Origin of the sequence: Hyalangium ruber, from assembly GCF_034259325.1 — a bacterium.
GTDB lineage: Bacteria > Myxococcota > Myxococcia > Myxococcales > Myxococcaceae > Hyalangium_A > Hyalangium_A rubrum.
Window position 1 is genome coordinate 752632 of sequence record NZ_JAXIVS010000002.1, and the last position, 19398, is coordinate 772029.

General features: G+C 68.6%; 17 protein-coding genes. 10 read left to right on the plus strand and 7 right to left on the minus strand.

Translation table 11 applies throughout. The features are described 5' to 3' along the window. Positions 1-5 precede the first annotated feature (5 nt). The 5 genes from SYV04_RS08150 to SYV04_RS08170 all read left to right on the plus strand — a co-directional run bounded on the left by SYV04_RS08150 (position 6) and on the right by SYV04_RS08170 (position 5420). Entirely contained in the window at positions 6-299 is a 294-nt protein-coding gene (locus SYV04_RS08150) for a hypothetical protein (RefSeq protein WP_321545072.1), read from the plus strand. Between the two features lie 201 nt (positions 300-500). Continuing rightward, positions 501-1130: a cobalamin B12-binding domain-containing protein gene (locus tag SYV04_RS08155; protein ID WP_321545234.1), complete on the plus strand. Its 630-nt coding sequence runs from the start codon at positions 501-503 to the stop codon at positions 1128-1130. Positions 1131-1136: 6 nt separating this feature from the next. After that, positions 1137-1850, plus strand: a complete 714-nt coding sequence (locus SYV04_RS08160) for a hypothetical protein (RefSeq protein ID WP_321545073.1) — start codon at positions 1137-1139, stop codon at positions 1848-1850. Further along, a complete protein-coding gene (locus tag SYV04_RS08165; protein WP_321545074.1) occupies positions 1847-3895 on the plus strand; it encodes a hybrid sensor histidine kinase/response regulator in 2049 nt (682 codons plus the stop codon). Before SYV04_RS08160 ends, SYV04_RS08165 begins: the two co-directional genes overlap by 4 nt. Further along, positions 3888-5420, plus strand: coding sequence for a response regulator (locus tag SYV04_RS08170; RefSeq protein WP_321545075.1), 1533 nt, complete (start codon positions 3888-3890; stop codon positions 5418-5420). The genes SYV04_RS08165 and SYV04_RS08170 overlap by 8 nt, the downstream gene beginning before the upstream one ends. Before the next feature lie 12 nt (positions 5421-5432). Here the strand turns inward: SYV04_RS08170 and SYV04_RS08175 are convergent, their stop codons facing one another. Then, positions 5433-5801 carry a helix-turn-helix transcriptional regulator gene (locus SYV04_RS08175; RefSeq protein WP_321545076.1) on the minus strand — a complete coding sequence of 123 codons (369 nt, stop codon included), beginning with the start codon at positions 5799-5801 and terminating at the stop codon, positions 5433-5435. Positions 5802-6334: 533 nt separating this feature from the next. On the opposite strand from SYV04_RS08175, the gene SYV04_RS08180 reads away from it, so the two are divergent. Then, complete coding sequence (locus SYV04_RS08180) at positions 6335-7966, plus strand: methyl-accepting chemotaxis protein (protein ID WP_321545077.1); 1632 nt, start codon at positions 6335-6337, stop codon at positions 7964-7966. Positions 7967-7975: 9 nt separating this feature from the next. On the opposite strand, the gene SYV04_RS08185 is transcribed toward SYV04_RS08180, so the two are convergent. Next, the gene (locus tag SYV04_RS08185; protein ID WP_321545078.1) at positions 7976-9493 is read right to left on the minus strand and encodes an acyl-CoA synthetase; all 1518 of its coding nucleotides are present in this window, start codon (positions 9491-9493) and stop codon (positions 7976-7978) included. A 62-nt stretch (positions 9494-9555) separates the two neighbouring features. On the opposite strand from SYV04_RS08185, the gene SYV04_RS08190 reads away from it, so the two are divergent. Then, on the plus strand, positions 9556-10326 hold the full coding sequence (locus SYV04_RS08190) for a 3-hydroxybutyrate dehydrogenase (protein ID WP_321545079.1): 771 nt from the start codon (positions 9556-9558) through the stop codon (positions 10324-10326). A 38-nt stretch (positions 10327-10364) separates the two neighbouring features. Here SYV04_RS08190 and SYV04_RS08195 read toward each other — a convergent pair whose 3' ends face one another. Then, positions 10365-11723 (minus strand): MFS transporter, encoded by a 1359-nt coding sequence (locus SYV04_RS08195; protein WP_321545080.1) that lies wholly within the window; start codon positions 11721-11723, stop codon positions 10365-10367. A gap of 187 nt (positions 11724-11910) precedes the next feature. Here SYV04_RS08195 and SYV04_RS08200 point away from each other — a divergent pair, with 187 nt between their 5' ends. Next, positions 11911-12489, plus strand: a complete 579-nt coding sequence (locus SYV04_RS08200) for a tetratricopeptide repeat protein (RefSeq protein WP_321545081.1) — start codon at positions 11911-11913, stop codon at positions 12487-12489. 7 nt (positions 12490-12496) lie between these two features. Here the strand turns inward: SYV04_RS08200 and SYV04_RS08205 are convergent, their stop codons facing one another. After that, the gene (locus tag SYV04_RS08205; RefSeq protein ID WP_321545082.1) at positions 12497-13534 is read right to left on the minus strand and encodes a synaptic vesicle VAT-1 family membrane protein; all 1038 of its coding nucleotides are present in this window, start codon (positions 13532-13534) and stop codon (positions 12497-12499) included. A 193-nt stretch (positions 13535-13727) separates the two neighbouring features. On the opposite strand from SYV04_RS08205, the gene SYV04_RS08210 reads away from it, so the two are divergent. Both SYV04_RS08210 and SYV04_RS08215 read left to right on the plus strand, forming a co-directional pair. After that, positions 13728-14753, plus strand: a complete 1026-nt coding sequence (locus tag SYV04_RS08210) for a lipase family protein (protein ID WP_321545083.1) — start codon at positions 13728-13730, stop codon at positions 14751-14753. A gap of 105 nt (positions 14754-14858) precedes the next feature. Beyond that, the gene (locus SYV04_RS08215) at positions 14859-15860 is read left to right on the plus strand and encodes an alpha/beta hydrolase (RefSeq protein ID WP_321545084.1); all 1002 of its coding nucleotides are present in this window, start codon (positions 14859-14861) and stop codon (positions 15858-15860) included. A 28-nt stretch (positions 15861-15888) separates the two neighbouring features. Here SYV04_RS08215 and SYV04_RS08220 read toward each other — a convergent pair whose 3' ends face one another. The 3 genes from SYV04_RS08220 to SYV04_RS08230 are packed head-to-tail and all read right to left on the minus strand — an operon-like array spanning position 15889 to position 19322. After that, positions 15889-16983: an alpha/beta fold hydrolase gene (locus tag SYV04_RS08220; RefSeq protein ID WP_321545085.1), complete on the minus strand. Its 1095-nt coding sequence runs from the start codon at positions 16981-16983 to the stop codon at positions 15889-15891. 2 nt (positions 16984-16985) lie between these two features. Next, positions 16986-18644, minus strand: coding sequence for a hypothetical protein (locus SYV04_RS08225; protein WP_321545086.1), 1659 nt, complete (start codon positions 18642-18644; stop codon positions 16986-16988). A 54-nt stretch (positions 18645-18698) separates the two neighbouring features. After that, on the minus strand, positions 18699-19322 hold the full coding sequence (locus tag SYV04_RS08230) for a hypothetical protein (protein WP_321545087.1): 624 nt from the start codon (positions 19320-19322) through the stop codon (positions 18699-18701). Positions 19323-19398 lie beyond the last annotated feature (76 nt).

The window sequence follows — 19398 nt, forward strand, 5'->3', positions numbered from 1 at the left end:
TTCCTATGTTTCGTCAACATGCACGCGTCGCGGGCGCCTACCGCGTCACCTTCGCTCCAGAGGCTTGGAAGGAAATCGGGCGACTCTCCAGCGGCACCTTCCTGGTGCTGCAGCAGGCGCTGGAGCAGCTCGCCCACCAGGACAAGCCCACTTCGTCCGAGGAGGCGTCTTGTACGCACCTCACCTTCACGATTCGCTCCCTCGTCATCCATTGCGAGCGGGATGAGCGGACGCACACGCTGACCCTGCACCGCCTCACCTCCCTCTCGGATGACAAGGGCGGCGGCGGCCCGCGCTAGCACACGGTCAGCCAACGTCCGCGCGAGCGCTTCCACCTCAGCCCCCTCGCTCCTCGGGCAGCCGAGCCTTGCCCCTACAGCCTGGAGGTTGTTGATTGCCGAATGAAAGGGCGCTGGCTTTCCTTAAATGAGCCAGGGAACCCGCCTACCGTGCAGACCTTGCTCAACCCACACATCGAGACCCCCGACTCGCTCGCGTCGATGCGGCAGCGCTACCTCGCCGCCCAGCTTCGTGGAGACCGCCGCGAGGCGCTGCGCCTGCTGGTGGACGAAGGCCTTCTCCAAGGCATTCCCCTTCAGGACATCCACCTCAAGGTCATCCAGCCGGCCCAGTACGAGATTGGCCGACTGTGGCAGGAGAACATCATCTCCGTGGCCCAGGAGCACCTGGCCACCGCCATCTCCCAGCTCGCGCTCTCCCACCTCTACCGCCACCTGCCCAGGGACCCCGCCAACGGCAAGGTCATCATGCTCTCGTGCGTGGAGGGAGAGCTGCACGAGGTGGGCGCGCGCATGGCCAGCGACTTCCTGGAGATGGCGGGCTTCGACGTGCGCTTCCTGGGCGCCAACGTCCCCACCGACCACCTGGTGCGCATGGTGCGCGAGCAGCGGCCGGACCTGCTGGCGCTCTCGGTGAGCATGACCTACCACCTGCCTGCCCTGCGCCTCGCCGTGGCGGCGGTACACGCGGTGGCACCTCGCCTGCCCATCGCCGTGGGGGGACTGGCCTTCACCTGGGCGCCCGGCCTGGAAAAAGAACTCGACATCTCCTTCCATGGTAGGGACGCGCGAGAGCTGGTCGCCTCGGCCTGCCGGACCCTCGGAGTCTAGTCGCCCATGGATGACCTCAGCCGCCAGCTACAGGCCCACGCCGACCGCCTCGCCGCCTCCTCCGTGGAGTGGATGTACCAGGACCCCTTCTGGGAGGCGCGCTACGGCATCGAGCGGGCCCGTCGCTTCGGCTCGGAGGACGCGCACTTCCACGTGCGCTACCTGGTGCAGGCGCTCACCGAGCAGCGCCCCTCGGTGCTGGAAGGCTACGCGGTGTGGCTGCGCACCCTGCTCGTCTCGCGGGGCATGTGTACGCTGCACCTGGACCAGAACTTCGCCGGCCTCCAGGCGGCGCTGGCCGCCGAGGGCTTTGGCCCCGACTCTCCCGCCCACGGCTATGTCCAGGCGGCGCGCGATGCGCTGCGCTACGCTCCTGGCCCCGCGCGCACCTTGCAGGACAGCGCCGTGGACCTGGCCCACCACGCCGTCCAGGTGCTGGGAGCGGAGGTGCCTGCCCCGTTCCAGGCCCGGCTGGAGCAGGAGCTGATGCTGCACCTGTCCTACCTCGCGGACGCGGTGGGCACCGGACACCCGGAGTTCTTCGCGCAGCACCTGAGCTGGTACGCCACCTTCTGGCCCCGGCGTGAGTTCGGCGTCCTTCCCTTCGCCCGTCTGCTGGAGGCGCTGGAGGCCGCGCTGGCCCACAGCCCCTCGGGCCAGGATGAAGTCAAAGCGGTGTTCAGCGCGGCGCGTACCCCCTCCGAGGCGTCCCCATCATGACGACGACACCTTTACCTGGGCGCGTGTTCGACGCGCTCAGCCGGGAGGTAGCGCTCGTCTGCGACGCCTCGGGAACCATTACCTGGGTGGACGAGCGCGCCGAGCGGGTCCTCTCCGCGAGCGTGGGGCAGAAGCTGCGCGCCCTGGCCGCCCAGGGCACCGAGGAGAAGGTGGACCGACTGCTCACCCAGGCGCGGGATGAGCGCGTGGAGGGCTGGGAGCTCATCCTCTGTCGCGGAGGAGAGAAGCCCACCACCTTCGCCTTCAGCGTCCAGCCCTATGAGGGCGTGCTGGTGATGATGGGCAGCCTGGTGCCCGAGGACTACGGCAACGCGCTGGGACAGGTGAGCTCCACGCTGAGCGAGCTGGCGGCGCTCCACCGCGAGACGGAGCGCCAGCAGCGCGAGCTGCAGCGCCGCGCCGACGAGCTGCAGCGCCTCAACAAGGACCTCGAGGAGTCCAACCGCGGCGTGCGCAGCCTCCATGACGCGCTGGACGAGAAGGCCGAGAGCCTCCAGCGTGCCTCCGAGGTGAAGAGCCGCGTGGTGGCCAACGTCAGCCACGAGTTCCGCACCCCGCTGCACTCCATCCTCGGCCTGTCCAAGGTGCTGCTCAACCCGCTCAACGGCCAGCTCTCCGGCGAGCAGGAGAAGCAGGTCCACTTCATCCGCACCTCGGCCGAGGCGCTCTACGAGCTGGTCAATGACCTGCTGGACCTGTCCAAGGCGGAGGCCGGCAAGGCGGTGCTGCGCCACACCCGCTTCGCGGCCGGCGAGTTCCTGAGCGCGCTGCGCGGCATGATGCGGCCGCTGCTGCCCCCCGAGTCGTCCGTGGAGCTCATCTTCCCCGAGCCCCAGGAGGAGCTGGAGCTGGAGACGGACCAGGCCAAGCTCAGCCAGGTGCTGCGCAACCTCGTCTCCAACGCGGTGAAGTTCACCGAGAAGGGGAGCATCACCGTCAGCGTGGCGCCAGGCCCGCGCGACACCGTGGCCTTCTCCGTGAAGGACACCGGCATCGGTATCCCCCCGGAGCACCAGGAGCGCATCTTCGAGGAGTTCATCCAGGTGGAGACGCCCCTGCACCGCAAGGTGAAGGGCACCGGCCTGGGGTTGTCGCTGGCGCGGCGCCTGGCGGAGATGCTGGGCGGCACCCTCACCGTGCAGAGCACGCCCGGCCAGGGCTCCACCTTCACCCTCACCGTGCCCCGGATGCACCCGGAGGTGAAGGAGATGACGGGGCTCTCCGAGCGCGCCGAGAAGCTGGATCCCGCGCGCGCGCCCGTGCTGGTGCTGGAGGACGACCGGCAGACGCTCTTCCTCTACGAGAAGTACCTGGAGCGCTCTGGCTTCCAGGTGCTCCCGGTGCGCACCGTGGAGGACGCCCGTCGCACCCTGCAGCGCGTGCGCCCGGCCGCCATGGTGCTGGACGTCATGCTGGAGGGCGAGACGAGCTGGAACTTCCTGGCGGAGATGAAGACGAAGGAGCAGACGCGCGACATCCCCATCCTCGTCGTCACCATCACCGACCGCGAGCAGAAGGCGCGCGCCCTGGGCGCCGATGAGTTCTGGCTCAAGCCGGTGGAGGCCACCCAGCTGCTCCGCAAGCTGGGAGAGCTGGCCAACCGCGGCCCCGTCGAGCGCATCCTGATCATCGACGACGACGAGGTCCACCGCTACCTGCTCAAGCAGTTGCTCAAGGACACCCCCTACGCGCTGCTGGAGGCGCGGGGAGGCCGCGAAGGCCTCCTCATGGCCCGCGAGCAGGCCCCACACCTCATCTTCCTGGACTTCCTCCTGCCGGACATCACGGCCTTCGACGTGCTGGACGAGATGAAGGCGGACCCCCGCACGCGGGAGATACCCGTCATCCTCCAGACGGCCCATGAGCTGAAGGAGGACGAGCGCACGCGGCTGGGCCGCGAGACGGCGGCCATCCTCGCCAAGCACACCCTGAGTCGCGAGGTCGCCATCTCGCGCATCCGTGACGCCCTGTCCAAGGCCGGTCTGGGCTCGCGCGTCGAGGAACGGGAGGTTCGCCGTGGTTGAGCCGCATATCGTCACCGTCCTCAACGTCAACGACGACGACGCCAGCCGCTACATGGTCACCCGCATCCTGGAGATGTCGGGGCACCGGGTCATCGAGGCCGGTACGGGAGGCGACGCCCTGCGCCTGGCCGCGGAGCTGCGGCCGGAGCTCGTCATCCTGGACGTGCGGCTGCCGGACCTCAGCGGCTACGAGGTGGCCGCGCGGCTGCGCGCCAACCCCGAGACGGCCTCGCTCTCGGTGATGCACACCTCGGCCACCTTCGTCACGGCGGACAAGCGGGTGCAGGGCCTGGACAGCGGCGCGGACGCCTACCTCACCGAGCCCTTCGAGCCGGCCGAGCTGCTGGCCACGGTGAAGAGCCTGTTGCGCCTGCGCCACGCCGAGCGCGAGCTGCGCCAGCGCGCCGACCAGCTCGCCGAGGCGGACCGCCGCAAGGACGAGTTCCTGGCCATGCTCGCCCACGAGCTGCGCAATCCGCTGGCCGCCATCATGACGGCCATCGGCATCCTCGAGCGCAAGTCCACCGAGGACGCCAAGGAGACGCGCATGCGCTCCATCATCCACCGGCAGACGCACCACCTGGCGCGGCTGGTGGATGATCTGCTGGACGTCAGCCGCATCACCCGCGGCAAGGTGGAGCTGCGCCGCACGCGCCTGGACCTCGTGGAGGTGCTGCGTCAGGCGCTCACCCTCATCCGCCCGGTGGCCGAGGGGCGCGGGCTGAGCCTGGAGTCCACGCTGCCCGAGCAGCCGCTCTGGCTGGAGGCGGATGGCACCCGCCTGGAGCAGGTCTTCACCAACCTGCTGGACAACGCCGCCAAGTACTCGGACGCCGGCGGCAACATCCGCGTGCAGCTCTTCCAGGAGGGAGTGGACGGCAGCGCCCGGGCGGTGGTGCGCATCACCGACACGGGCATCGGCATCCCCGCCCACAAGCTGCCCACCATCTTCGAGCTCTTCGCCCAGGCGGATGAGACGCTGGAGCGCTCACGTGGGGGCCTGGGCATCGGGCTGACGCTGGTGCGCAACCTCGTGGAGATGCATGGCGGCATCGTCTACGCCAACAGCCCGGGAGCGGGCCGGGGCAGCGAGTTCGTGGTGAAGCTCCCCCTGGCCGCGCACCAACTGGCGCTGAAGGGCGACTCGCTCACGGCGCCCGAGCGCCCGCGCCAGCGCCGCATCCTCCTGGTGGAGGACAACTCGGACGCGCGCCAGGCGCTCCAGGACCTGCTGGAGCTGTGGGGTCACCAGGTGCAGGTGGCGCAGGACGGCATGGGCGGCGTCGCCACCGCGCTGGAGATCCGCCCGGAGCTGGCGCTGGTGGACATCGGCCTGCCGGGGCTGGACGGCTACCGCGTGGCGCAGGAGCTCCGGGCTCGGGTGGGGCAGGAGATCCGGCTGGTGGCCATCACCGGCTACGGCGGGCCCGAGGACCGTTCGCGCGCGCTTCAGGCGGGCTTCGACCACCACCTGGTCAAGCCGGTGAAGCCGGACGAGCTGAACCGGCTGCTGACGAACCTCTGAGTCGAGGCGCGCTCAGCGCCTCAGCAGCGCCTTGGCTACCAGTCCCAGCAGCTTGATGTGCGCGGACTCGAGCTGCCGCAGGCTGCGCAGCAGCCGGCGGATCTCAGGCCGCTCGGCGGGAACCGAGGGGGGCTCCGCCGCCGTGCTGCGGGCCGGAGGCCCGTGCTGAGCCAGGCCCAGCAGCTCATCCGAGGAGACGTTCAGCTCATGGCACAGCTTGAGCAGTGTCTGAACGCTGGGGAGCATGCCGCCGCGCTCGAGACGTCCGTACACCTCCGTCGCCACATCGATCCGCTCCGCCACGTCCGCTTGCGTAAGCTCCAGGCGCATCCGGGCGGAACGTGCCGCAGCGCCAATTGTCGTTGCGAGTTTCTTGTCCATGCTTCCTTGCCCGACCCGAAAGGTGCGGTTGACGGCTTAGGACGTATGGAGGCAGACGCACAGAACTTGCCGGGTAGATCTCCGCGTCTTCACCTGGCAGGTCGCGAACTGGAACAGGATGGCGCACCGCGGCGTCCGAGTCCCGAGGGGGACGCACCACGTCGGGTCTCTCACCCTACGGGGCAAGACACCTCCGGCGCGCTCTCATCGGAAGCCCTTTTCCCTCGGGGCGCGGGCTTTTTCCGAGCGTGACGTCCCCCCGTCCCAACCCAGGAAGACCCGTCCACTGTCCACATCCGGGAGGTCACCTGCCCGAGAAGTGCCTGTCATCGCTCGGAACCCGAAAACGCGGATCCGACCCGTCAGGTTCTCACGTCTCCGCGTGTTGGAGCCGTATCGGACGTGAACCTGCTACGTCTGGAACAGATCCACCCATGCAGGGCAAGCGTGCTCGAAGCGGGCGGGCGAGCACCCGCGACAGCCCGGAGTGCCCTAGGCTGTAGGTGATGGCGCTGGCATTGGGACGTCGCAGCTTGCTGCTGAAATTGTACCTCGCGATGGGAGTGGTGACGCTGCCACTGCTCCTGCTGCATCCCCTGTACGTCCTGCCCGCGGTGCGGGAGCAACTCCACCAGGACCGCGTGCATGCGATGCGGCAGGTGGTCGAAATGGCGTACGGCGTGCTGGAGAGCTACGAGGCTCGCGTGCGCAAGGGCGAGCTGACGACAGTCCAGGCCCAGGCCGAGGCGGCGCGACTGCTCCAGGTGCTGCGCTACGACAACGGCGCCGAGTATTTCTGGGTGAACGACCTGTCGACGCGGCTGGTGATGCACCCATACCTGCCCGCGATGCTGGGCAAGGACCTGACCGACTACCAGGACGTGGACGGCAAGCGCGTCTTCGTGGACATCGTCACGCTGGCGCGCGAGCAGGGCGAGGGCTTCATCCGCTACCGCGCCACGCGCCCCGGCGAGGAGCGGGCGCTGCCCAAGGAGTCCTACGTGAAGCTCTTCACCCCATGGGGCTGGGTGGTGGGCACGGGCGTGTACCTGGAGGACATCGAGCGGGAGGTGGTGGAACTGCAGCGGCGCCTGGTGATGGCGGCCTTCGCGGCGCTGCTGCTGGTGGGGCTGGTGGGGCTGGTCTTCTCGCGGCTGGTGGTGCGTCCGATCGGCGCGCTGTCGGAGGCGGCGCGCCGGGTGGCCCGGGGAGACCTGCGCTTCACGGTGCCGGTGAGCTCCGAGGACGAGGTGGGCCAGCTGGGGCAGGCCTTCAACACCATGGTGACGGGAATCCGCGAGACGGTGCGGGGCATCGCCGACGTGGCGGTGTCCACGGTGGCGGACGCGGAGCGCATCCGCCACTCGGCGGACATCCTCTCCCATGCCACCCGCGAGCAGTGTGACCAGCTCCAACACCTGGCGGATGCCGTGCAGGAGATGAGCCGGGACCTGTCCCAGGGCGCGCAGCGGGCTTTGAACACCGCCGAGGCAGCGGCCAACAACGGCCGCGTGGCGAAGGAGGGCGGGGAGACGGTGGACCACGCCTCGCGGAAGATCTCGGAGATCGTCCAGGTGGTGCAGCACTCGGCGCAGACGGTGGCGCGGCTGCAGGCCTCCAGCGAGGTGGTGACGCAGATGCTCCGGCTCATCCAGGACGTGTCCAACGAGACGAACATCCTGGCCGTCAACACCGCCATCGAGGCGGCCCGGGCCGGCGAGCACGGCAAGGGCTTCGGGGTGGTGGCCAGCGAGGTTCGCAAGCTGGCCCACCGCTCGCACATCGTGGTGCTGCAGATCGAACAGCTGCTCAAGCAGAACCAGGAGGACACCAGCGCTGCGGCGACGCTGATGCGTCAGGGCACGGCGAAGGTGGAGGAGGGCATGCGGCTGTCGTCCGCCACGGGCGAGGCGCTGGCGCGCATCGTCACCGGGGTGCGGGATATCCACATGAAGGTGGGAGACATGGCCGCCGAAGGCTCCCGGCAGAGCATCACCGGGGAGAACATCTCCGAGCGCATCAAGTCGCTCTCCATCAACTCCATGGAGTCGGTCGCGGGCGTGGAGCAGATCGCCCAGGCGGTGGTGGACCTGCACGCCCAGGCCAAGCAGCTCTGGGCGCTGTCGGAGCGCTTCTCCTCCCGGAACGAGAAGAAGCGCTTCTGAGGGCGCGGTTCAGGGCGTGCCGTGTCGGGTGGCCAGCGCGCGCCGGTCCACCTTCCCCGCGGCGGTGCGAGGCAGCGCGTCCACGAAGGACACGCTCTTGGGCGTCTTGTAGCGGGCCAGTCGCCCCTGGCAGTACGCGAGCAGGGTCTCGGCCGTGGGAGCCGTGCCCGGCCGCGAGACGATGAGCGCGCGCGGCACCTCACCCCACTTCGGATCCGGCACGCCAATGACGGCCACCTCGGCCACCTCCGGGTGGCCCGCGAGCACGCTCTCCACCTCGGATGGGTAGATGTTCTCGCCGCCGGAGATGATGAGGTCCTTCACGCGGCCGACGATGCGGTAGCAGTTGTCCGCGTCACGCTCCGCCAGGTCTCCCGTGTGGAGCCACCCGCCCGCGAACGTCTTCGCGGTCTCCTCGGGCCGGCGCCAGTAGCCCGCGCACAGGTGCGGGCCGCGCAGGAGCAGCTCACCCTCCTGCCCATCACCGTCCAGCCGCGCATCGACATGAAAGAGCGGCACGCCCACGGCGCCCGGCTTGCTCCGCACGAGCCCCGGCGGGAGCCAGAAGTTGTTGGGCCCCGCCTCGGTGAGCCCGTAGCCCGTCTTGAACGGCACGCCCCGGGCGAAGAAGCGCTCGAAGACGGGGCCGGGACACGGCGCGCCGCCGCTGATGAGCAGCTTGAGGCGCGAGAAGTCCACCGTGTCGAAGCGCGGGTGGCGCTGCATCTCGATGAACATGGTGGGCACGCCGAAGACGAGGCTCACCGCGCCTCGGTGTACCAGGTCGAACACCTGCTCCACCTCGAAGCCACGGCACACCACGGACGCGCCGCCCACGTACACCAGGGGCGTGGTGAAGACGTTGAGGCCGCCGGTGTGGAACAGGGGCGCGTTGAGCAGCGCCACGTCATCCGCGGTGAGGCCCCAGCTCAGCACGGTGTTGGCCGCGTTGGCGGTGATGGAGCCGTGGGTGAGGATGGCGGCCTTGGGCAGGCCGGTGCTGCCGCCGGTGTAGCAGAGCACCCACGGGTCGCTCGCCTCCAGCTCCAGGGGCGGCAGCGGGCTGTCGGGCTGCGCCTCCCGGGCGAAGAACAGGACATCCGTGGAGGGCCTCGAAGGCGAATCCTCCAGCGCCACGATGTGGCGGACGCTGGAAGCGTGGGGACGCACGGCCTCCACCTGCGCCTGGAAGTCGGGCCCATAGACGAGGACGAGGGGCTCGGCGTCCGCCAGCAACCCCTTGAGCTCCTCGGGGCTCAAGCGCCAGTTGAGCGGCTGGAGGATGGCGCCCAGCTTGGCGCAGGCGAAGAGCAGGTCCAGGTACTCCACGCAGTTCATCGCGAGCACGGCGACGCGGTCCCCACGCCGCACTCCGAGCGTGTCATGCAGCAGGTGGGCGGTACGTTGGGCGGTGGCGTTCCACTCGCGGAAGGTGATGGGGCGCTCGCCACGCAGGGCGTCGATCAACGCGACACGATCGGGAGAGAGCTGGGCCCGCCGGGCCAGCCAGTCATGAGCGATGGGCATCGCGACGCAGGGTAGACCTTCGGAGCGGCATGCTCCACCATGCCGCTCAGCGAGAGAGGGACATGGGCGAACTGACGGAGAAGTGCGCGGTGGTCACGGGAGCGGCGAACGGCATCGGCCTGGCGGTGGCCGAGGGGCTGAGCGCCCAGGGCGTGCGGGTGCTGATGGCGGACATCGACGAGGAGCGGGGCCAGGCCGCGGCGCGGAAGCTGCCGGGCGCGGTGTTCCAGCGGGCGGACATGGCCTCGCGGGAGGACTGCCGAGCCCTGGTGACACGGGCGGAGCGGGAGTGGGGCCGGCTGGACATCCTGGTGAACAACGCCGGGCTGCAGCACGTGTCGCCCATCGAGGAGTTCCCCGAGGATCGCTGGGAGCACCTGCTGCGCGTGATGCTCATCGGCCCGTTCCTGCTGACGAAGTACGGGCTGCCGCTGATGTACGCGCGAGGCTGGGGGCGCATCATCAACATCTCCTCGCTGCACGGGCTGGTGGCCTCGCCGTACAAGTCCGCCTACATCTCGGCCAAGCACGGCCTGATGGGGCTGACGAAGACGGTGGCGCTGGAGGCGGCGTCCAAGGGAGTCACCGTCAACGCCGTGTGTCCCAGCTACGTGCGCACCCCGCTGGTGGAGAAGCAGATCGCCGACCAGGCGCGCGTACACGGGCTGACCGAAGCGGAGGTCATCGAGAAGATCATGCTGGCGCCCGCGGCGGTGAAGCGCCTGCTGGAGCCCAGCGAGGTGGCCGCCTACGTGACGTTCCTCTGCTCCGAGGCGGCGGGCGGCATCACCGGCGCCGCCCAGGTCATCGACTGCGGCTGGACCGCGCGCTGAGGCTCCCCGCGCAGACCGCCCCCTCCGCGAAGCCAGGCTCAGGCCGCGTCGTGCCCTCGTGAAGCCTCCTGCCCCGAGGAAGCCGTGCTCGGCGCCTCTTCCACGAGGTGCGCGCGGAAGGTCTCCGCGGAGAGGAACACGGAGACGAGGGTGATGACCGCCAGCCCCACCATGTAGACGGAGATGGGCCAGGACTGGCCCCCGGACTTGGCGAGCAGGGCGGTGGCGACGACGGGCGACAAGCCGCCCGCGAACACCGAGGCGAGCTGGTAGCCCAGCGACGCGCCGCTGTAGCGCACGCGAGTCCCGAACAGCTCGGAGAAGAAGCTGGCCTGGGGCCCGTACATGGCCGCGTGGGCGATGATGCCCAGGGTAATGGCCAGCCAGATGAGCCCCGTCTCCTTGGTGTTGATGAGCATGAAGAAGGGGAAGGCCAGCAGCCCGCACGCCGCGGCGCCGGCCAGGTACACCGGGCGGCGGCCCAGCACGTCCGAGAGGGCGCCGAAGCTGGGAATAGCCACCAGGTGGACGGCGGTGGCCACCAGCACGCCATTGAGCAGGGTGGTGCGCGGCAGCCCCAGCCGCTCGGTGCCGTAGGTCAGGACGAACGTGGTGATGATGTAGAAGAACCCGTTCTCCGCGAAGCGGGCCCCCATGGCGAGGAGGATCTGCTTGGGATAGTTGCGGATGGCCTCGAGCACGGGAATGCTGGGCTGCTTCGCCTCCTCCTTGCGGTGCGCGAAGACGGGAGACTCGGCCACGCTCAGGCGGATGAAGACGCCGATGCCGATGAGCACGGCGCTGAGGAGGAACGGGACGCGCCAACCCCATGAGAGGAACGTCTCCTCCGGCAGCCGGGAGAAGAAGGAGAAGACGGCGGTGGCCACCAGCAGGCCCGCGGGAGCGCCCATCTGCGGCCAGCTCCCGTAGAAGCCACGCCGGTGGGCAGGCGCATGCTCCACCGCCATCAGCACCGCACCGCCCCACTCCCCTCCCAGCCCGAAGCCCTGCAACAACCGCAGGATGACGAGCAGCGCGGGAGCCCAGGCACCGATGCTCTCGTAGGAGGGCAGCAGCCCCACCGCGAACGTCGCCGCGCCCATGATCATCAACGTGGCGCTCAGCATCGTCTTTCGGCCGATCTTGTCGCCGAAGTGGCCGAACACCACGCCCCCGAGCGGGCGGGCGATGAAGCCGACGGCGAAGGTGCCGAAGGCGGCCAGCGTCCCCGTCAGCGGATCGAACGAGGGAAAGAACAGGCGGTTGAAGACGAGCGCCGCCGCGGTGCCATAGAGGAAGAAGTCGTACCACTCGATGGCCGTGCCGATGAAGCTGGCCGCGGCCACCTTCACGATGGAGTTCTTCGAGTCCTGCGAAGCGGTCTGCGCGCCTGACATGGGGTGGCTCCTTGTCTTCTCTCTACAGCACCCTGCGCGAGGGGACGAAGTCTAAGGTGAACCGTCATTCATCTTCGCGCTGCGTCAAGAAAGGGCGTTGAGGAGGACCGGCTCGCCGTGTGTAAATCGTGCTTTCCATGAGAGCGGCTGGCGCGTTGCCGGAAGAACCTGTTCTCAGAAAGGAGCCATGAAGCGCCGCAAGCCCACGCAGCACATGTCTCTGAGAGAGGTGGCCACGCTGCACCGCCGGGCCTCTCGGATGAAGAAGCCCGGAGAGGCGCCGCGCTCCCTGGAGATGCTGGACGAGGCGCTGGAGGCGTGCCCGGCATACGTGCCCGCGCTGCTGCTGGCGGGGCGAAGGCTGCAGACGAGTGAGTCAGCGGGCCCGGCGGAGACGCGGGCCGGGCTGCGCAAGGCACGCCGGTACCTGCAGCAGGCGGTGCTGGCCTCGGATCGCTCGGCGGCGTCCATGGTGGAGCTGGGCTATTTCCTCCACGTGGCGGAGGGCTCGACGGAAGCCTCGGAGCGCTACCTGCGCGCGGGGGTGGAGAAGGCGCTGAGCGTGCTGGAGGACGGGTGGAGCGGGCTCATTGACGTGCTGTATGCGCAGGGCCGGCTGGAGGAGGCGGCGGCACTGGGCAAACAGGCCCAGCAGCTCTTCCCCGGCTCGGTGCGCATCGCGACGGCGTTGACGCCGGTGCTGGCGGACCTCATGCAACCGAAGGAAGAGCCCGCCCGGCCCATGAAGCGCCGACGCACCTTCTGAGTCCCGCCTACGGGACGAGCACGAGCTTGCCGACCGTGGTGCCCGACTCGATGGCGCGGTGAGCCTCCGCCACCTGGTCGAGCGGGAAGCGCTTCACCGGCGGCGCGACGAGCCTGCCCTCCTCCACCCACGACAGCAGCCGCGTCATCGATTCGGTCAGCAGCGCGTGCTGGTCGAACAGGTAGGAGAGGTTGAAGGCGAGCACGCTGGTGTTGTCATTGGTGAGGGTGAGCGGGTTGTAGCGTGGGGTGCGCAGCCAGTCCCACGCGAGCTTCAGCCAGTTCGGCCGCCCGCCCCGCCGAGGCATCATGGAGTGGAAGCCATAGATGATGAGCTTCCCGGTCGAGCCCAGGTGCGCGTAGCTCTGCCGCAGGGTGGAGACCCCGTTGGCATCGAGCACGACGTCATAGCCCTGGGGCGAGGCCTTCTCCGCCGCCTTCCACAGGTCCTCGCTCGACTTGTCGATGACGACGTCGGCGCCCATGGCGCGCGCGGTCTCCACCTTGTGCGAGCTGCCGACGATGCCCACCACCCGGCACCCGGCGATGCGGCCCAGCTGCACCAGCGCGCTGCCCACTCCCCCCGCCGCGGAGTGAACGAGGATGCTCGCCCCGGGCCTCGGGTGGGCCAGCTCGAAGAGGGCGTAGTACGCGGTGAGGAACACCGTGGGAAACCCGGCCGCCTGCGCCATGTCGAGCTGGGACGGCACGGGGAAGAGCTGGTGCCTGGGCACGGCGATGTGCGTGGAGTACCCTCCGAACCGGGTCACTCCGAGCACCCTCGCGCCCGGCGCGAGGTCCGAGACGCCCTCCCCCACGGCGGCCACGGTGCCGGCGAACTCGAAGCCCGGGGTGATAGGCCAGCCCACATACTCCTTGGCGGAGGCATACAGGCCCATGCGGATGACGCAGTCGGCGTAGTTGACGCCAATGGCCTCGGTGGCGACGAGTACCTCGCCAGCCTTCGGAACGGGAACCGCCAGCGGCTCGAGCGTGAGCCGCTCGTACCCACCGGCGCGATGAATGAGCACCTTGCGCGCTGTCATGGAGGACCCAGGCCTATCACGAAATTGACGCACCCCGACAACGCGACGCGTCCAGGCGACGCACTGCGAAAGGTGAATCAGGTTTCAACTTCGCGGCCATTTGCCTGACAGCGCTCGCCACGAAAGTCCGTACACTCCTTGGCGCGCTCGCTCCTTCTCCGAGCGAGCGATCCCCCCAACAAGGAGAACCATGATGCGTTTGCGCTCTTCGCTATCGATGCTGGGTGCGCTGTGCCTGGGTCTGCTGTCCGCCGGATGCGGCGAGGGCATGGAGCCTGTGGAGCCCGCCCTCGAGGTACCCGCGGAGGACCTCGCCACGCAGGAGGCGGCGGCCGTATCGACCTCCGGCGTCACCTCGCACTTCCGCCAGTGGCTGTCGGCCAACGGCTATGACTCGTACAACCTGGTGCGCGCCGACATCACGGGCGGCAGCTACGGCGGCAAGGCGAGCAGCACGGACACCGTGGTGAACCAGCCGGTCATCTTCATCCACGGCAACTCGGACAAGGCCATCGGCACGGGCACCGCGGGCCAGTCGGGCTGGAATGCCTCCATCGAGTACTTCCAGTCCCAGGGCTACAAGACGAGCGAGCTGTACGCGACGACGTGGGGCCCGGCGGACGTCTCGATGTCGGCGTACCAGTACCACTCGAAGACGTACGTGATGAAAGTGCGCAAGCTCATCGAGGCGGTGAAGGCGTACACCGGCGCGGCGAAGGTGGACATCATCGCGCACTCGATGGGTGTGACGCTGGCGCGCAAGGCCATCCTCGGCGGCTACGCCACCGACTCGCTGGAGGGCGGTCAGTACTACATCGGCCCGCCGCTCACCTCCTCGGTGGATACGTTCGTGGGCATCGCGGGCGCCAACCGGGGCCTGACGAGCTGCTACCAGACGGCAGGCAGCACGCCCACCTGCGGCGCCACCAACGGCCTGTACCCGGGCTATTGGAACGGGCTCGGAGTCTCCGGCCTCTCGTCGTATCTGGCGAACCTGGGCTCCAGCAGCAAGTACGAGGGCGCGTACCGCTACAGCATCTTCTCCACGGCGGACGAGGTCATCGGCTACGGCGTCGTCGTCTACTACGAGTACACCTCGCGCATCCCAGGACAGACGGGCGAGAAGGTGTACTCGGGCTATCCGTACGGCCACTTCAACTCGAAGGATCTCACCGCCAGCGTGCAGCACAGCATGGTGAAGAGCCACGTCGTCCCGTAGCGGCTGCGCGAGGAAGCGCGCCCGCGCCGCGTCCCTGACCGTAAGGTGGTCCCCACGGCAGGCGCGGCGCGGCCGGTGCATAATGGATGTTCGGAGAGGACATCCATGGGACTCCTGTCACTCGCGTCCACGATGGTGCGTACCGGACTGGCGACGAGCTTCCGGCGCCTGAGACGCGGCCCGCTGCGTCCGGGGTGGAGCTTCCAGTACGAGGCGACGGTGGCCTTCATGAAGGCCACCAACGAGCGCATCGTCCAGCTGGACGCCCCCGCGCAGCGCGCGGAGACGGAAGCCATGGCCATGAGTACGCCGGCGCTCGAGCGGGTGCGCCGTGAGCCCGTGGAGGCGGGCGGCGTACCCTCCGAGTGGTTCACTCCCCCCGAGGTGAAGAACGAGGGGGTGGTGGTGTACCTGCACGGCGGATCATACGTCTATGGCTCCACGCGCACCCATGGGGACCTCATCGCGCGGCTGGCGGAGGGGACGGGCCTGCGGGTGCTGGCGCCCAACTACCGGCTCGCGCCGGAGCACCCCTTCCCCGCGCAGGTGGAGGACGCGGTGGCGGTGTACCGCTGGCTGCTATCCACCGGGGTGAAGCCGGAGCAGGTGGTGCTCTCGGGAGACTCCGCGGGTGGAGGGCTGGCGGTGGCCACGATGCTCTCCCTGCGCGAGCAAGGCCAGCCGCTGCCTGCGGGCGGCGTGCTCCTCGCGCCGTGGATGGACATCGAATGCAGCGGCGAGAGCATGCTGTCCAACGCCCGGTATGACTGGGGAGACAAGCCCATGCTGCTGCACTGGGCGAAGTGGTTCATCGGTCAGGGAGATCCCCGCCACCCACTGGCCTCGCCCATCCACGCGGACTTGCGAGGCCTGCCGCCGCTGTTCCTTCATGTGGGCAGCGCCGAGCTGCAGCACGATGACGTGACGCGCTTCGCCCAGAAGGCGCGCGCCGCGGGAGTCCGAGCGGAGCTGGTGGTGTGGCCGGAGATGGTCCACAACTTCCAGGTCTTCGGTGAGCGCTTCCCGGAGTCGGTGCGTGGGACGGCACGGCTCATCCAGGACATCCACTCGGTGCTGCGGCGCGAGGTCTCCGCCCCGGCACGGTGACGGAGACCTCAGCCCGAGTGGCGCTCCCTCAAGGAGCGGGCGGCGGCGACTCCACGGCCGCGGGAGGCGCCTCTTGCTCCTGCTTGGGCGCACTGTCCGCGGGAGCGGGCAGCTTGCGCAGGAACGTGCTCACCGCCGCGTTGTACTCCTCGGGGCAGTCGAGCTGCACCGAGTGTCCGCAGCGCTCGAACCCCACCAGCTCGGAGCCACGGATGCCCGCGTGGCCGTACTCCATGACCTCTCGCGCCCGCCCGCCGTGCATGAACGGGTTGGGGATGAGCCGGTCGTCCTCGCCGAAGACGATGATCGTCGGCGCCTGGATGCGGCCGAGGTTTTCACGCACGAAGTCGTTGTGCGCCAGCCCTTTCACGGTGCGCACGTTGGCGTAGGCGTAGGAGTCGAAGTCCTGCGAGCCCACCACGCGCACGCGCTCCTCGACGAGCCACTCCAGCTCCGGGCGCCAGCGTGAGAAGTTGGACTGCGCCACGCTGCCCCAGATGCCGTACTCGGGCGCGGACTTGACGAGCGTGGTGCTGAAGGCGCGCGTGAGCCACGCCTTCTCCTTCCAGGAGAACTTCTCGAAACCCGCGGGCGCGGTGAGCACCAGCGCGCCGGGCTCCTCCGGGTAGCGGATGGCGTAGGAGAGCGCCGTCATCCCTCCCATCGAGTGTCCCACCAGCACCGGCTTCTCCACGCCCAGCAGGGTCACCAGCTCGCGCACCGCGTCCGCCATGGCCTCCATGGAGTACGGGAACGTGGCCAGCTTGTCGGACTTGCCATAGCCGGGCAGATCGACGGCCACCACGCGGTAGCCCTGGGCGGCGAAGGCATCCAGTTGGTAGCGCCAGAACTTCAGGTACGAGCCCAGCCCATGGATGAAGACGAGGGTCTGCTTGCCCTCGGGGTTGAGCTCCACGTAGGCCACCTCGGGCACGGTGGCCACCTGGTAAGCCTCGGCCGTCTTTGGCAGGGCCACGCGCTTGAGCGGCCAGGCCTGGCCCTGGGTGGAGGTGTAGGGGAACTCCTGGAAGGGGAGCGTCGGCTCGGACTTGTACGAGCGGACGCAGCCCGAGGCGAGCGTGGCGGAGAGCAGCAGGGCCGTGGCGGCGCGAGGAGTCTTCATGATCAGAACGCGTACCAGGTGAAGGTGGTGAAGGCCGCGAAGGGGTTCTTCGTCACCCGCTCCGCCCCGTCGTAGAAGCTGCCCTTGAACATGTAGCCGGTGTGCAGGCCGACCGTCATGAGGTAGCGGATGTGGTACTTCAGCTCCGCGTTCACCTCGGCGCCGATGAAGCGCCCGCGCGGCACGTCCGTGTTCCAGCGCGGCGGCGTCACGTCGCTGGTGGCCAGGGCGGTGCCCAGCTTCAGGTTCAGCTTGTTGGGGATGAGGTCCATGGCGCCGGAGGCGATGGCGGCGCGCAGGCCGTAGCCCTGGTTGGAGATGTCCGTCACCGCGCCCGTGTAGTTGTTGGCGGTGCTGGTGAAGGGGAACAGCAGCAGGGTCTTGTGGTTGAACCACACCGCGCCCGGCAGGCCGTACATGTTGAGGGTGAAGGCGCCCTTGTACTTGCCGTCGTTCAGGTCCTCATCGCCCGTGGTGTAGATGCCCTCGAGCGTCACCACGTCGTTGGGCGTACGGCCCCAGTTGTAGATGAGCTCCAGGTTCGCGGACAGGCCGCTGATGTCCACCGTCGGCTCCTTGTCGGTGTCCACCTCGGTGCTGCGGTAGCTGCCCCCGTTGTACATGAGGAAGCCAGAGGCGCCGAAGCGCCCGGTGCGCAGGTCGATGTTGTGATTGAAGTGCGCTCCCGCCCAGAACACCGTGCCGGTAGGCAGGTCGATGTTGAAGCGCCCGGTACCCGTGAAGCTGCTCAGGCCCGCGGAGCCCGGACCGCTCTTCACCAGGCCCTCGAAGGCGAAGGCATCGCCCTTGGTGTCGTCCCGCAGGCCCCAGACAGAGACGCCCACGTTGGTCCCTGGCCGCACCGGGTATACGTAGTCGCCGGTGAGCAGCCAGATGTACTTCAGGCGCGGATCATCCTGGGTCGCCCTGTCCGGCTGCGCGCTGCCCAGAGGCAACAGGCTCAGCTTCGCGTTTCCCTTATAGGAGCTGAAGACGGACAGTCCCGTCGCGTCGCTGCCCAGGAAGGTGAGCTTGTAGCCGGTACGGATGATGTCGTTGAGCGGCGAGCGCGTCGGATCGAAATAGGAGTCGTAGACAGGCTGGGCGCCGATGAGCAGCGTCAGCTTGGTGGGGTCCCGGAAGGGATAGAAGGCGACATTGATGTTCTTGGTCTGGAGGTTGATCATGTCGGCGTTGAAGCCGCCACCCTCGTTGGGCTGGACGCTGTTGGCCGACCGCCCCCAGAGGAAGTCCACCTCGAACTGGGCCCGGAAGCTGGCCAGCCCGTCCACGAACCACGGGCTGTACTCGATGACGGGGATCCAGCGCTGCTCGACGTAGTACGCCGTCAGGCTCTCCACGCGCACCGCGCTGCCGGTGGGGCTCCCCATGGGCCCCAGGGACACGCCCTTGAGGCCACTGGGGTCTCCCACCTGGTTGGTGACGGTGCCACGCGAGAAGAAGTAGTTGATGAGGGTGAACTCGCGCGGTTCCGCATCCTTCTCGCGCTCTTTCTCATCCTGCCATTCGCCGTAGTACGCCCCCGGCACCGTGGTCGGGCTCGCGTTCGCGGAGAGCGAAAGCCCGAATGCCACCAGGGCGAGCGCCACCGCTCCGCCTCGCCTCGCCCTACCTGCTTCAGCCATGAACCACCACGTCATAAACCCCTCTTGACTGGGAAGAAGACAGGGCGCCCGAGGCGCTCGCTGCCCACGCTACTGCGCGGAGACCGTGTAGACCTGAACGGCGTTGCCGGTGAACGGCTGGCCGAGGTGGACAATGTTGCCGGAGCCCACCCCACCGGCCTCACACGTGGCGCCCGTGGCCCGGCCCTCGAAGAACAGCTCCAGGGAGAGCGTCTTGCCATCCGCGCTCAGGCTGCCGCGCCCCTGCTGCTTGAAGCTGGTGTAGGTGAAGAGCACGTCGAAGCAGCTGGCATCCTCCTTCACCTTGTCGATGAGGACGGCGTTGGTGGTGAAGACCTGCGGGGCGCCGTTGGCCTGGGAGTTGTCGCAGGTACCCACCTTGGTCGTCGGGTTCACGTCCTTCAGGCTGCCCGCGGTGCTGCTCACCTGGAAGGCGCCCGCGCCTACGACCATCTCCACCTTGTTGTAGCACTGTGAGTTGGGCCCGAGGTCCAAGTTCTCGTCAAACCCGTTGGGATGGGTGGGGATGTTGGTCCCATCCATCAGCATCTTCTTGCCCTCGAGGTAGTTGCGAATGTTGTCGGACGTGTTGAACTTCGGCACCACCGGCGGCTTGTTGGTGTTGTCATCCCCTCCACAGCCCACGATCCCCAGCGAGCACAGCACCACCGCGGACAGCAGCTTCTTCTTCATTCGGATACTCCTCATTTCACCGGCGGGACTGCCGGGAACGACGTGACGCGAGAGAGCACCCCCGGCGTGCGCTCTC